Consider the following 13,570-nt stretch of genomic DNA (forward strand, 5'->3'; position numbering starts at 1 on the left):
CGGGCCTGGATGGTCCGGGGTAACATTCATTTACGCGTTGGGAGGTGGGGTGGGGACTACGGGATGGAAGGTTTGTACATACAGGCTGTGTTCCTGATTGTGCAAGATGTTATTCTCAATTAAAATGGGGGTGAGGGTATAGCAGTGGAAAACGATATCCTCGTCAAAAAACTTTTTATCCTTCATAAAGTCTTTTTCCGAGGCGTCTTTTTCATCCTTGCCTTCCAGCTCAAGCTGCATAATTACAGCGTTAACCGTTTTATTATTCAGCATTAAAAACACCGGCGCAACAGATATTGACATCTTTACTAAAAAGATGCCGATAAACATCAGGCTTATCAATATGCTATTTCTGCGTGTTTTCACCGGGGGCAAATATATAATTTTTAACATGTAATGCTAAAGCTTGTTTGGTTAAGGTTTTGTAAATTTTGCTGGCCGGGTTATTTTTATACGCAAAGGTGGTGTGCTTTTGTAGTTAAATATTTGACTTGTGCATTCCCATACTAATTGTTTATTTTTAGCCCTTTACTAATAAACCGAACTTGGAGAAGAAAATAAAAAACCTGCTGCATAAGCGCGAACAGGCGCTGTTAGGTGGTGGACAAGCCCGTATAGATAGTCAGCATAAAAAAGGGAAATTAACAGCGCGCGAGCGTTTGCATTTTCTGTTAGATGAAGGCTCGTTCCAGGAAATAGGTATGCTGGTAGCACACCGCAGTACCGATTTCGGGATGGAAAAAGAACATTACCCCGGCGATGGTGTAGTTACGGGTTACGGTACTATTGCCGGTCGCACCGTTTATGTTTTCTCGCAGGACTTTACCGTGTTTGGCGGCTCGCTTTCTGAAACCCACGCCGAAAAAATATGCAAGTTAATGGATATGGCCATGAAGAATGGCGCCCCTGTTATTGGCCTGAACGATTCGGGCGGCGCCCGGATACAGGAAGGTGTAGTATCGCTGGGCGGTTATGCCGATATATTTTACCGTAATACTATGGCATCGGGCGTTATCCCACAGCTATCAGCCATTATGGGCCCTTGCGCCGGCGGCGCGGTGTATTCACCGGCCATTACCGATTTTATTTTGATGGTGGAGCATACTTCATACATGTTTGTAACCGGGCCTAACGTGGTTAAGACCGTCACACACGAGGAAGTAACCTCCGAAGAATTGGGCGGCGCTATGACACATGCTACCAAATCGGGCGTTACCCATTTTGCCTGCGCTAACGAGATAGCGGCTATACAGCATATTAAACATTTGCTAAGTTATATGCCGCAAAACTGCGAGGAAAAGGCACCGTCGTTACCATACGAAGGCGGCAACGAATTGCGCCCATCACTGGATAGCTTTATGCCTGAAATAGCTTCACAGCCTTATGACATCCGCGAAATTATTACCCAGGTGATAGACGAGAATTCGTTTTTAGAAGTACATAAAGATTTTGCCGAGAATATTGTAGTAGGTTTTGCCCGGTTGGCCGGTCGCAGCATTGGTATTGTAGCTAACCAGCCGGCATTTTTGGCGGGTGTGCTGGATATTAATTCATCAACCAAGGGCGCGCGCTTTGTGCGTTTTTGCGATAGTTTCAACATCCCTTTGCTGGTGTTTGAAGATGTACCGGGCTTTTTGCCGGGAACCGACCAGGAGTGGAACGCCATTATCACCAACGGCGCTAAACTACTATATGCGTTTTGCGAGGCTACCGTGCCGCGCATTACCATTATTACCCGTAAAGCTTACGGCGGCGCTTACGATGTGATGAACTCCAAACACATTGGTGCCGATATGAACTACGCCTGGCCAAGCGCCGAAATTGCCGTAATGGGCGCCAAAGGTGCGGCTGAAATTATTTTTAAACGCGAGATCAGCAGCGCAGAAGATAAAGAAGCTAAATGGCTCGAGATGGAGAAGCTGTATTCGGACAAGTTTGCTAACCCTTATAGAGCCGCAGAGCGCGGTTTCATCGACGAAGTAATCGAGCCATCGGAAACCCGCTTAAAGCTGATACACGCCTTTAAAATGCTTGAAAACAAGGTGGTGAATTTGCCAAGGAAAAAGCACGGGAATATACCATTGTAAAATAACCACTGTCATTGCGAGCGTTAACGCGGCAATCTTCTCGTTTGATTTGCAAACTATGAGATTGCCGCGTCGCCCCACTTCACACGCCCGGCTTGCTCCTCGCAATGGCAAATTTTGAAGTTTATGAAATCATACCTCTTCGGTTGGAACCCTTTGAAGTTTGAATGGGCTGATATAGCTGAAGATATCAAACAACTAAAATCTACAGGCGTCTATGAAGATAATTGGAGTGTAGTCAGTCATAAAACCATCAGGCCGGGCGATAGGGCGTATATTGTGAGGGTAGGGGTTGAACCCAAAGGCATATTTGCATCAGGCATTATTTCATCTGAACCCTATGTGGCTTTTCGTAAAGGGCGGCATTATTACCGGGTGAATATTCAGCTGGATACCTTGCTAAACCCTGACGCCGAACGGATACTGACGCTGGACATTTTGAAAACCGGTAACCTTACGGCCCAAACCGGGACACCGCAGGCCTCCGGCATATCCATACGTCCTGAATTGGTTGATGAGTTGGAAGGCGTTTGGCAGGACTTTTTGGAAAACGGTAATAATTAAAACTTTAGCGTAGCGGGCAAATATTTTGCTACCAGGTCTTCATAATAAGGGCGTAGTTCCTTCCAGTTTGGCGCTACAGGACTTTTAGAATAAAGGTCATAAGGATTAAACAGGTCAACTGCTTTAAACAGTTGATGATCGTGCGCAGTCATTAAATGGCTGTAAGCCTTTTCCCGGTGCTGCGGATAGAAGGAGTGGTAGCGCAGCATATACAAAGCCTGCTCGGGCAAATAAGGCTTCATAATATGATAGATGTATTCATCGTGCCCCCAGGTCATATGCACATTTTCCAAACCGCAATTAGGTTCGTAAATACCATATTTAGTGTTATACCGCGGGTCGTGATGATCTTTATTATCTTTAAAATATTCTGAGAAAACAATTTTATCAGAAAAAGCACAGCCCACCGGGTAGCTGTCGCCAACTACGGCCCATTGCGGTTCGCCGAACAGGCACAGCACCTTACCCAAATCGTGAAACAAGCCGGTAAGTACCATCCAATCGGGGCGGTTATCATTACGTATGGCTTCTGAGGTTTGCAATAAGTGTTGTAGCTGATCAAGATCGGTATCCGGGTCTGAATCATCAATCAGTTGATTCAGGAAATCGAAAGCTTCCCAAACGGTCATTTCTGCGCGGTCAAACTTTAGATATTCCGCCTTTTTTTGCAGCACAAAATCATAGGTTTGATTGATATGCTGCAAACGGTAAAACTCGCGTACCGAATCCTTAGTCGTACTTTCATAATCGCGGTAAGCCTCCGTGTCACGACCGGCCGCTATCGCGTCTGAATCGGGATAGCGTACTAAAAGATCATTTTCCCATTCATCTAATGAAGTTAATGGGTTGTTTCCGGTGATATCGCTCATATAATGTATTGATTTGTCCTTAATCAAATTTAAATAGTTTTAAGTACAAAACCAAAGAATGTATGAATGTTCATACATTTAAAATTCCATTAATATATGTTACGGTATCAAACTGGTCTACTCATCATCTTCGGCACCTTTTAATTTCTTTTTCAGATCACCTAAAACCGCGCTGTTTTTGGCTTTAATGTCTTCCTGGTTTTTTAGCTCATGAAGCATAAAATCCGGTAATTCTTCGGTGTAATAAATAATATTCTCGGCTTCTAAAAAAGCCATCAGCTTCTTTTCTTCTTCAGCAGTGGGATGGATAATGTATTTCATAATTGGTGTTTTATACAAAGCTATCAAAACCTTAGTTGTTATGATCGTATTGCGTTAGCTTGTAACGACAAAGAGCCACGAACGGAATGTGTACTCTGGATACTTACGAGTTTTTCAGATCAGAAAAGTCGCATTGCAGGTTGCTGTTCCAGTTCCCTGTGCGTGCGGCAGCATCATAGGTTGATTGCATAAATTGCAACAACGTTTTTTCGGGATTGGCTGCTTGCTGCACAACATCATAGGTTAAAAAGAATTCGCCCATGGTGGTATCATAAAAAGCCTCGGGCGGACTAACTTTCTGGCTGCCAAAATCGCCGGGTGTTGGATAACAATAGGAGTAGAACGCCGGTTGCGGAAATTGATCACTACCCGGCCAAAAACCGCATGAACTAACCTCGTGCGAATAAGCCTCCTGCATTACTTCCAGCGGGATATTTGGTGCACCGCCTGGATGCTTAGGCGCAGTGCGGCCTGAAAATCGTGTCACAGCCAGATCAAAAGCTCCCCAGAACAAATGTACCGGGCTGCATTTGCCGCTAAAGCCCGCCCTAAACTCCGTAAACACATTGTTTATTTTTACTAAGGCCTGCCAGTAATTGTTCATAACCCCGGCATTATAAGTAGCTGGCTGGTTGTTTTCCCGGAAGGGTATAGCCGGATCGACCTCATTTGGTATAGCACTTATCTCTACGTTTATACCAACGGTTTGTAAACTGTTAAATAACTGGTCATAAAAGCTGGCCACTGTAAAGGCGCCCAATTTAAAATGACACGTTTTGCCGGTACTGGTTGTGATATGTAATTGGTGGCTTATAAAGTCCAGATCGATCTGAAAGGTGCCATCATGATAGGGTATGCTGCCTGTGGTTAATCCGGTGGCGCTAATGTACAGGGTTACATGCCACGAGTGGTTTATCCAGGGCGTTTGCACTAATCGTATTTTGCCTATCATCTGTGTCCACATGTGCACATTGGCAATGGTATCTTTTAAAGTTTCGTAGTTAAGTATTGGCCATTTATTTACACCTGTGTTGCTCATAATATAAATATATAACAAATGCCTTAAACAACAAAAGCCCCGACTTATCGGGGCTTTTGTATGGTATTTTGATCTTCCGGTACTATCACACTTTGATCTCAACTTCAACACCGCTTGGCAATTCAAGCTTCATTAAAGCGTCAACAGTTTTTGAGTTTGAACTGTAAATGTCCAGTAAGCGTTTGTAAGAGCATAGTTGGAATTGCTCGCGTGCCTTTTTGTTTACGTGCGGTGAACGCAAAACGGTGAAAATTTTCTTTTCAGTTGGCAACGGAAGTGGTCCGCTAACTACAGCGCCTGTCGGCTTTACTGTTTTTACGATCTTCTCAGCTGATTTATCAACCAGGTTGTAATCGTACGATTTTAATTTAATTCTGATTCTTTGGCTCATCTTGTTTTTAATTGTGGGATTTCACCGATTAAGGATGATTTCACCGATTTGTTAATTTGACGCGCCTAAGAGCTATTTATTAGGTCGCGGCAGTTATCTTAAATTACACCGATCAATCTGTGAAATCACAAACTAATCGGTGTAATCATTTTCTTAGTTATTACCGGCAGCTTTTTTACCTTTTGCTTTGGCAACTACTTCGTCCTGTACGTTACGCGGCGCTTCAGCATAGTGATCAAACTCCATGGTTGAAGTAGCACGGCCCGAAGTGATGGTACGTAACTGGGTTACATAACCAAACATTTCTGAAAGTGGTACGGTAGCTTTAATTACCTGTGCACCTGCACGTGAGTCCATACCTAACAGCTGGCCACGACGACGGTTCATGTCACCGATAACATCACCCATGTTTTCTTCAGGGGTAAGGATCTCGATCTTCATGATCGGCTCAAGCAACATTGGTTTACATTTTGGCAATGCCTCGCGGTAAGCCATCTTAGCAGCTAACTCGAAAGATAGCGCGTCCGAATCGACTGCGTGGAATGAACCATCAATTAAACGTACTTTTAAGCCGGTTAGCGGGTAACCTGCTAATACGCCATTCACCATTGAAGCTTCGAAGCCTTTCTGTACAGATGGGATAAATTCACGCGGGATAGCACCACCAGAGATCTCGTTAACGAAAGTTAAACCTTCTTTACCTTCATCATTTGGCGACAGGATAACCTGTATATCGGCAAATTTACCACGGCCCCCGGTTTGTTTCTTGTATGTTTCGCGGTGTTGTACAGTACCTGTGATAGACTCTTTGTAAGCTACCTGTGGCGCGCCCTGGTTAACTTCAACTTTAAACTCACGTTTCAAACGGTCCATGATGATATCCAGGTGAAGCTCGCCCATACCGCTAATTACGGTCTGACCGGTTTCTTCGTCTGAATTTACACGGAAGGTTGGATCTTCTTCAGATAATTTACCTAAAGCCATACCCAGTTTATCAACGTCGGCCTGTGTTTTAGGCTCAATCGCTAAACCGATAACCGGCTCAGGGAAGTTCATTGACTCCAATACGATAGGGTGTTTCTCATCGCAAAGGGTGTCACCTGTTTTAATATCTTTAAAGCCTACTACCGCAGCAATATCACCTGCACCTACGTTAGGGATAGGGTTCTGCTTGTTAGCGTGCATTTGGAATATACGGCTGATACGCTCTTTGTTGTCAGAACGCATGTTGTGTACATACGAACCGGCTTCAAGGTTACCAGAGTATACGCGGATAAAGCACAGACGGCCTACAAACGGGTCAGTAGCAATTTTAAATGCTAAAGCTGCAAATGGCTCTTTAACATCCGGTTTACGTAATATTTCAGCGCCAGTTTCAGGGTTGGTACCAATAATACCTTCCACATCCATTGGTGAAGGCAATAACTCCATCACGTAATCAAGCATGGTTTGTACGCCTTTGTTCTTGAATGATGAACCGCAGGTCATCGGAACAATTTTAGCGTCTAATACAGCTTTACGTAAAGCGTCAAGCACTTCGCGCTCGGTAATGGTTTCAGGGGCGTCAAAGAATTTCTCCATTAACGACTCATCATACTCAGCTACCGATTCCAATAATTTTTCTCTCCACTCGGTTGCTTCTTCCAGCATATCGTCAGGGATAGGCACTTCAGTAAAGGTCATACCTTTATCATGCTCGTTCCAAACCACACCGCGGAAGTTGATCAGATCAACCACACCTTTAAAGTTCTCTTCAGCACCAATTGGCAATTGCAATGGTACGGCGTTGCTGCCCAACATGGTTTTAACCTGTTTAACAACATTTAAAAAGTCGGCACCGCTACGGTCCATTTTGTTAACGAAACCTATACGGGCAACGTTATAGTTGTTAGCAAGCCTCCAGTTAGTTTCAGATTGAGGTTCAACACCATCAACCGCGCTGAATAAGAATACCAAACCATCTAATACACGCAGCGAGCGGTTTACCTCAACGGTAAAATCCACGTGGCCCGGGGTATCAATAATGTTGATATGGTAGTTGTGGTTCCTGTATTTCCAGTTTACAGTAGTAGCAGCCGATGTAATGGTGATACCACGTTCCTGCTCCTGTGCCATCCAGTCCATGGTAGCTGCACCTTCGTGCACCTCGCCAATTTTGTGGCTAACACCGGCATAATAAAGGATACGCTCGGTAGTAGTAGTTTTACCGGCATCAATGTGAGCGGCAATACCTATATTTCTTGTATATCTTAAGTCTCTTGACATTTTTGTTGTTTTTTGATTTCACCGATTTGGAAAAGATTTCACCGATTTATCTTAAAATCGGTGAAATCTCTCCTTGATCTGTGTAATCCTATAATAATTTTAGAAACGGAAATGTGAGAACGCTTTGTTGGCTTCAGCCATTTTGTGCGTATCTTCTTTCTTTTTCACAGCAGCACCTTCGCCTTTAGCAGCAGAGATGATCTCGGCAGCTAATTTCTCCATCATGGTTTTTTCGCCACGACGACGTGCATAGCTGATCAGCCATTTCATACCCAAAGCCACTTTACGCTCAGGACGAACTTCAGTAGGCACCTGGAAGTTAGCACCACCTACACGGCGGCTTTTCACTTCAACAGCAGGCATTACGTTGTTCAGCGCTTTTTTCCAGGTATCTAAACCGTTTTCGCTGGTTTTCTTTTCAACAATATCAACTGCGTTATAAAATATAGTGTAAGCGGTAGATTTTTTACCGTCGAACATCATGTTATTTACAAACCTGGTTACCAAAACATCATTGAATTTTGGATCAGGAAGAAGGATTCTCTTTTTTGGTTTTGACTTTCTCATTTTTACTATCCTCCTTTAATTATTTCTTTTTACCTTTTGCAGGGGCTGCAGCAGCTTGTCCTGGTTTAGGGCGTTTAGTACCATATTTAGAACGACGTTGGTTACGACCGGCAACACCTGAAGTATCCAGTGCACCACGGATGATGTGGTAACGAACACCCGGTAAGTCTTTAACACGACCGCCACGGATCAACACGATAGAGTGCTCCTGTAAGTTGTGACCTTCACCAGGGATATAGGCATTCACCTCTTTACCGTTGGTTAAGCGCACACGGGCAACTTTACGCATTGCTGAGTTTGGTTTCTTAGGGGTAGTGGTGTACACACGGGTGCACACGCCTCTTCGCTGTGGACAGCTGTCCAACGCTGGTGATTTACTCTTATCAACCAGAGCTACTCTACCTTTTCTAACTAATTGCTGAATAGTAGGCATTTTTCCTTTTTTGTATTTATTTGTTTTTACCCTTTTATCCGCCAACCCGGCGGACGGTTTTCGGGACTGCAAAAGTATGAACTTTATTTTTGATTTTCAAGATGTTGGGTAAATATTTTTGCGCTTTGGAAATGTTGGTAGGTTGTAAGGTTAAATTGCTGTGAAGATTGTGTGAAATAAGCAGTTAGCTATAATTGGAAAAGATAATATACTAATTCAACGGACGTATAGATATACTTATGCCGGCGGGTTCTATTCCATAAGATGTGTTGCCACGAAAAGAAACTTTTTTATAGTCGTTAAGCGTATCATCAAACAAGGCGTTATGTATGGTGCATTCTTCGGGATAACTAAAATTGGTTATCAATCCCTGTAAGTATATAGAGCCAATCTTGTAAGATAAAAAATGATGCTGCGGGTACTCTTTTTCTATTTCGGTACGCAGATAGTTAAAGTCCTTTTCGAATTCGTTGTACGGAGATATCGTTATTATATTAATTGCACGATAACTGCGCAAACCGTCACTCTCCTTTATGAAAGTTTCATCAACTCCATTAATAGCAAAATAGGGACTAATAAAACTCACAGAAAAAGTTATTTTTTTAACCCGAATAAGCGTGTCATCTTCGTATCTGTCCAAAATTACTTCTGCACTAAAGGCCCGGTTTAGGGGATTACAGGTGTTTGCAATTTTACCTTTTATTCCATCTGTAAGCTTGATAAGAAATCTTTTCCACGATGCATTAAAGTTTTCGTTATCATCTACATTTTTAGCAAGAATACTATTCATTTTTACAATACCAGGATACGCATTGTATTCCGCTGATAGCGGATCAATGCCGATAGGATAAATCTCTTTTATAGTATCAGCAATGTCGGCTAAAAACTTATTGGGGTTTGGTAAGGGGAGGTAACGTTGCATCTATTGCTTAAGGTTTATAGCGTAGAAAGATACATTAATTGCAGGACTTATTGAGCTTTTTAAACTGCGTAAGTCCTACACCTATGTATTACACAACCCTCATATGTCCCGGCGGATGTGGCGGGCCATGCCTGCGGGCGGCACATCCGGTAACTAATGTGGCATTTATTGCAAGCAGCAATAGCAACGCAAAAAATCTTGTCTTCATATTGGTACTTTTAATTGATATAATAACCAGTTAAGCGCGATTGTTTTAAGAAATTATGGTTATTCTCACCATCCATTTTTCCAAATAAAACCCCATCTTTAAAATCTGGAAACCAAAAGTAATATCCGCTCCCGGGAAATGTGTTTTAAGCAGGTTTGTTTTAATATTAAGGCGCTCATCAGTACCGTATCATCACAGGTTTATTTTTTACTTGTTTTAGCCGCACTGCTCCAACCTGCAAGTGCATTGGCCCAGGTTAAATATGTGGTTAGCGGAACCATAAAGGATGCCCGGACCGGTGAGACGCTTATTGGCGCTACTGTTACAACTTTAGCAACAAACCAAAAAGGCGTAACCACTAACGATTTTGGCTTTTATTCCATTACCCTGCCCGAGGGCGACCATACCTTGCAGATCAGCTACGTTGGCTATAAAACCATCACCCAAAAAATATCGCTTCATCAAAACCTGGTACTCGATCAATCGCTTGGTACCGATGTGGTGCTGAACGAAGTAGTAATAAAAGACGTCTCGGGCGCCAACGACCAGATCAGTAACCCGCAAATGGGCCTGAATAAACTGGATGTTAACCTGATGAACAATGTCCCCGTTTTATTGGGCGAAAAAGATATCCTGAAAACTATTCAGCTGCTACCGGGCGTAAAATCAACAGGCGATGCCAATACCGGTTATTATGTGCGTGGGGGCGGGGCCGATCAGAACCTGATATTGCTGGATGGCGCGCAGGTTTATAATGCCACGCATTTGTTCGGGTTCTTTTCCATTTTTAATTCGGATGCTATAAAGGATGTAAGTTTATATAAGGGTGGCATGCCGGCATCGTACGGGGGCAGGCTATCGTCGGTACTGGATGTGAAAATGGATGAAGGGAATAACCAGGACTATCATTTCGAGGGTGGGGTAGGCTTGATCTCGTCCCGCCTGAAAGCCGAAGGGCCGCTGGTGAAAGGGAAAAGTTCTTTTATGGTCAGTGCGCGGCGCACCTATGCCGATGTATTCCTGAAGCTATCCGGCGATTCCAGTTTAAAAGGCAGCAGCTTATATTTTTACGATCTGAACGCCAAACTGAATTACCAACTGGATAATAAAAACACCTTGTACCTCTCGGGCTATTACGGGAAGGATAATATCGGGCTGAAAGATAACTTTAATACCAATTGGGGTAATACCACAGCATCGTTCAGGTGGAACTACATTTACAGCAGTAAGCTGTTTGCCAATACATCGGTAATTTATAGTAATTACAACTATATTATAAATAACTATAGCGAGAATAATGTTTTTAACCTGGCTGCCCGCATTAAGGATTTTAGCGTTAAAGATGATTTTACCTGGTTTGTCAATGGCAGCAACAAGGTTAGTTTTGGTATAGATTTCACTAATCATCACCTGGTACCGGGTAACATAAAATCAACCCCTACAGCTATTTACAATTCCACCCAACTGGAAGACCGTAGCGCCTATGAAATTGCAGCTTATATGGCTGATGAATTAAGAATAGGCCGTAAGTTTAACCTGGTATATGGCGCACGCTTAAATCTGTTTACCCTGCGTGGCCCCGGAACATTTTATACTTATGATGCTAACGGGAACGTAAATAGTACGACCAATTACGGATCAGGCGAATCGGTTAAAGATTACCTGAACCTTGAACCGCGTATTACCGCCAGTTATACTATTAACGATCAGAATTCCGTTAAGGCATCATACAATCATAATTCGCAGAATATCCATTTATTATCCAATTCAACAGCCGCTTTGCCTACAGATATTTATGTATTAAGCAGTAATAATATTAAGCCCGGCATAGCCGACCAGGTATCCCTGGGTTATTACCGCAATGCCGGGAAAAATATGTTTGAAATGTCGGGCGAGGTATATTATAAATGGCTGGGCAACCAGATAGATTATAAGAATAATGCGCAGTTGCTGGCTAATCAGAATGTGGAATCGCAGTTGTTGTATGGTATTGGACGGGCCTACGGGATAGAATTATACCTGAAAAAGAAATACGGCAAGCTTAACGGTTGGATAGGGTACACGCTATCGCGGGTGGAGAATAAGTTTACTGGGATAAACAACGGCGCCTATTTCCCGGCCCGGCAGGACAGGACACATGATATTTCGCTGGTAAGTATCTATCAATTGAAGCCACGTGTTACCGTTTCTGCCGTATTTGTTTATGGCACAGGCAACGCGGTAACCTTCCCGGATGGCAAATACAAAGTTGGCGGGGTGACCACTTACTTTTATTCAGCCCGCAATAGTTATCGTTTGCCTTCAGATAATCGTTTAGATGTAGGTATTACCTTTGATGGTAAACTGCATAAAAAATATCATTCGGGCTGGACGTTTGGCGTATATAATGTGTATAATCGCAAAAATCCGTACAGTGTAGTCTTCAGGGATACACATGATAACCCGCCGCGTACAGAAGCAGTAGAAACAAGCCTGTTCGGCATTATACCATCAGTAACCTGGAACTTTAAATTTTGATGCGTGCGTAAGTATTGGTTCATATATCTGTTAATATTGCTGGCTGTCACTTCTTGCCAAAGGGTGATAGATATTAGCATTAACCCGGGGGCTACTCTGATCGTTATTGAAGGCAATGTAGTGAATGTAACAGGTGTGCAAACGGTAGCTATATCAAAAACAGTTCCGTATAACGATGCTAATGTATACCCGGCAGTCACAGGGGCTACCGTAACCATCACGGCTAACAACGTTACCTATACACTTAAGGAAACCCAGCCGGGCCAGTATACGGTAACCAATATGAAGGTTAAAACCGGCCAGGAATATGTGCTCAGCGTAAAATCGGGCGATAAGGTCTACACATCGTCCTCGGTTATGCCTGCCCAGGTGTTGTTGGATTCTATAGGCATAAGCACTATTGCGATTGGGAATAAATCAGTTAAAACGGTTTCAACTTTTTACCATGATCCGCCGGGAGTGGCAAATCAGTACCGTTTTGTAATGTATGTGAACGGGGTACAGGTAAAAGCGATATTTGCATTAAATGACGAACTGACCGATGGCCGCCTGGTTAACACGATGCTTTACCAGGATGATATAGTGTTAAAAACAGGCGACAAAGTTGAGGTGGAAATGCAGTGTATTGATATGAATATGTACAATTACTGGTATACCTTAAGTCAGCAGGGCGGTAACGGGCCAAATAATTCGGCTACACCATCCAACCCAGCCTCAAACCTGACTAATGGCGCATTGGGTTATTTCAGTGCGCATACAACGCAAAAAAAGAGCATCACTGTTTTGTAAAATCGAAATGCCAAATGCGGAAAGTATAATTTCGCATTTGGCATTTCGATTTTCGCGTTGCTGCTTATTTCTTCGCTAATAAATCCCTTATCTGGGTTAACAGTATTTCTTCTTTGGTAGGTTCAGGTGGGGCTGCAGGTGCTGCCTCTTCTTGTCGTTTCAGGGAATTAATACCTTTTATCAACAGGAAGATCACAAAGGCAACAATCAGGAAATCTATTACGTTATTTACAAACGCACCATAAGCTACCGCCGTTTCCGGCTTCCCGTTCTCGGCCGCTTTAAGTACCCATTTTTGTTTGCTGAAGTCGAGCCCGCCGGTTAACAGGCCTATGGGCGGCATAATTACATCATTAACTAACGAGGTGACTATTTTGCCAAAAGCAGCGCCAATGATGACACCTACTGCCAGGTCGACTACATTGCCTTTAACTGCAAACTCCTTAAATTCTTTAATTATAGACATAGGCTATGGTTTTTTATTATCAGCTAATTATTTATACTAAAAATGAAGTTACAGCATTATTTATAAAAACCGAAAACAAATAAAAGGTTTTATCCTTTCACATTTATCCCGCCATTTTTATGTTAAGGTTAA

At 43.0% G+C, this 13,570-nt stretch carries 14 protein-coding genes; 4 read left to right on the top strand and 10 right to left on the bottom strand.

The genetic code is table 11. The features are described 5' to 3' along the window. Window positions 1–30: 30 nt before the first annotated feature. Window positions 31–393, bottom strand: coding sequence for a hypothetical protein (locus tag IRJ18_RS06210; RefSeq protein WP_194105327.1), 363 nt, complete (start codon window positions 391–393; stop codon window positions 31–33). A gap of 152 nt (window positions 394–545) precedes the next feature. On the opposite strand from IRJ18_RS06210, the gene IRJ18_RS06215 reads away from it, so the two are divergent. Next, window positions 546–2,087 carry an acyl-CoA carboxylase subunit beta gene (locus IRJ18_RS06215; protein ID WP_194105328.1) on the top strand — a complete coding sequence of 514 codons (1,542 nt, stop codon included), beginning with the start codon at window positions 546–548 and terminating at the stop codon, window positions 2,085–2,087. 126 nt (window positions 2,088–2,213) lie between these two features. Further along, window positions 2,214–2,651, top strand: coding sequence for an EVE domain-containing protein (locus IRJ18_RS06220; protein WP_194105329.1), 438 nt, complete (start codon window positions 2,214–2,216; stop codon window positions 2,649–2,651). Here IRJ18_RS06220 and IRJ18_RS06225 read toward each other — a convergent pair. The 8 genes from IRJ18_RS06225 to IRJ18_RS06260 all read right to left on the bottom strand — a co-directional run bounded on the left by IRJ18_RS06225 (window position 2,648) and on the right by IRJ18_RS06260 (window position 9,458). Then, on the bottom strand, window positions 2,648–3,520 hold the full coding sequence (locus IRJ18_RS06225; protein WP_194105330.1) for an inositol oxygenase family protein: 873 nt from the start codon (window positions 3,518–3,520) through the stop codon (window positions 2,648–2,650). The two genes, IRJ18_RS06220 and IRJ18_RS06225, sit on opposite strands and share 4 nt — an antisense overlap. A gap of 117 nt (window positions 3,521–3,637) precedes the next feature. Further along, window positions 3,638–3,841, bottom strand: a complete 204-nt coding sequence (locus IRJ18_RS06230) for a hypothetical protein (protein ID WP_194105331.1) — start codon at window positions 3,839–3,841, stop codon at window positions 3,638–3,640. 103 nt (window positions 3,842–3,944) lie between these two features. After that, window positions 3,945–4,880, bottom strand: a complete 936-nt coding sequence (locus tag IRJ18_RS06235) for a DUF5996 family protein (RefSeq protein ID WP_194105332.1) — start codon at window positions 4,878–4,880, stop codon at window positions 3,945–3,947. Window positions 4,881–4,965: 85 nt separating this feature from the next. Continuing rightward, window positions 4,966–5,271, bottom strand: a complete 306-nt coding sequence (gene rpsJ / locus IRJ18_RS06240) for a 30S ribosomal protein S10 (protein WP_022830652.1) — start codon at window positions 5,269–5,271, stop codon at window positions 4,966–4,968. Window positions 5,272–5,424: 153 nt separating this feature from the next. Further along, entirely contained in the window at window positions 5,425–7,536 is a 2,112-nt protein-coding gene (gene fusA / locus IRJ18_RS06245; RefSeq protein ID WP_194105333.1) for an elongation factor G, read from the bottom strand. 99 nt (window positions 7,537–7,635) lie between these two features. After that, window positions 7,636–8,103 carry a 30S ribosomal protein S7 gene (gene rpsG / locus IRJ18_RS06250; RefSeq protein ID WP_194105334.1) on the bottom strand — a complete coding sequence of 156 codons (468 nt, stop codon included), beginning with the start codon at window positions 8,101–8,103 and terminating at the stop codon, window positions 7,636–7,638. Window positions 8,104–8,122: 19 nt separating this feature from the next. After that, a complete protein-coding gene (gene rpsL, locus IRJ18_RS06255) occupies window positions 8,123–8,536 on the bottom strand; it encodes a 30S ribosomal protein S12 (protein ID WP_002993550.1) in 414 nt (137 codons plus the stop codon). Window positions 8,537–8,747: 211 nt separating this feature from the next. Next, the gene (locus IRJ18_RS06260; protein WP_194105335.1) at window positions 8,748–9,458 is read right to left on the bottom strand and encodes a hypothetical protein; all 711 of its coding nucleotides are present in this window, start codon (window positions 9,456–9,458) and stop codon (window positions 8,748–8,750) included. A 346-nt stretch (window positions 9,459–9,804) separates the two neighbouring features. Between IRJ18_RS06260 and IRJ18_RS06265 the strand changes: the two genes are divergently transcribed. Then, window positions 9,805–12,183, top strand: coding sequence for a TonB-dependent receptor (locus tag IRJ18_RS06265; RefSeq protein ID WP_194105336.1), 2,379 nt, complete (start codon window positions 9,805–9,807; stop codon window positions 12,181–12,183). A 3-nt stretch (window positions 12,184–12,186) separates the two neighbouring features. After that, on the top strand, window positions 12,187–12,972 hold the full coding sequence (locus IRJ18_RS06270) for a DUF4249 domain-containing protein (protein ID WP_194105337.1): 786 nt from the start codon (window positions 12,187–12,189) through the stop codon (window positions 12,970–12,972). Window positions 12,973–13,036: 64 nt separating this feature from the next. On the opposite strand, the gene mscL is transcribed toward IRJ18_RS06270, so the two are convergent. After that, window positions 13,037–13,438 (bottom strand): large-conductance mechanosensitive channel protein MscL, encoded by a 402-nt coding sequence (gene mscL, locus IRJ18_RS06275; RefSeq protein ID WP_228072581.1) that lies wholly within the window; start codon window positions 13,436–13,438, stop codon window positions 13,037–13,039. Window positions 13,439–13,570 lie beyond the last annotated feature (132 nt).

The sequence above is a fragment of the Mucilaginibacter boryungensis genome (assembly GCF_015221995.1).
GTDB lineage: Bacteria > Bacteroidota > Bacteroidia > Sphingobacteriales > Sphingobacteriaceae > Mucilaginibacter > Mucilaginibacter boryungensis.

Excerpts from the sequence above, each read along its gene's own strand:
- IRJ18_RS06210 (WP_194105327.1), bottom strand. The coding sequence starts at position 393 with ATGTTAAAAATTATATATTTGCCCCCGGTGAAAACACGCAGAAATAGC.
- IRJ18_RS06220 (WP_194105329.1), top strand. The coding sequence starts at position 2,214 with ATGAAATCATACCTCTTCGGTTGGAACCCTTTGAAGTTTGAATGGGCT.
- IRJ18_RS06225 (WP_194105330.1), bottom strand. The coding sequence starts at position 3,520 with ATGAGCGATATCACCGGAAACAACCCATTAACTTCATTAGATGAATGG.
- IRJ18_RS06230 (WP_194105331.1), bottom strand. The coding sequence starts at position 3,841 with ATGAAATACATTATCCATCCCACTGCTGAAGAAGAAAAGAAGCTGATG.
- IRJ18_RS06235 (WP_194105332.1), bottom strand. The coding sequence starts at position 4,880 with ATGAGCAACACAGGTGTAAATAAATGGCCAATACTTAACTACGAAACT.
- rpsJ (WP_022830652.1), bottom strand. The coding sequence starts at position 5,271 with ATGAGCCAAAGAATCAGAATTAAATTAAAATCGTACGATTACAACCTG.
- fusA (WP_194105333.1), bottom strand. The coding sequence starts at position 7,536 with ATGTCAAGAGACTTAAGATATACAAGAAATATAGGTATTGCCGCTCAC.
- rpsG (WP_194105334.1), bottom strand. The coding sequence starts at position 8,103 with ATGAGAAAGTCAAAACCAAAAAAGAGAATCCTTCTTCCTGATCCAAAA.
- rpsL (WP_002993550.1), bottom strand. The coding sequence starts at position 8,536 with ATGCCTACTATTCAGCAATTAGTTAGAAAAGGTAGAGTAGCTCTGGTT.
- IRJ18_RS06260 (WP_194105335.1), bottom strand. The coding sequence starts at position 9,458 with ATGCAACGTTACCTCCCCTTACCAAACCCCAATAAGTTTTTAGCCGAC.
- IRJ18_RS06265 (WP_194105336.1), top strand. The coding sequence starts at position 9,805 with ATGTGTTTTAAGCAGGTTTGTTTTAATATTAAGGCGCTCATCAGTACC.
- mscL (WP_228072581.1), bottom strand. The coding sequence starts at position 13,438 with ATGTCTATAATTAAAGAATTTAAGGAGTTTGCAGTTAAAGGCAATGTA.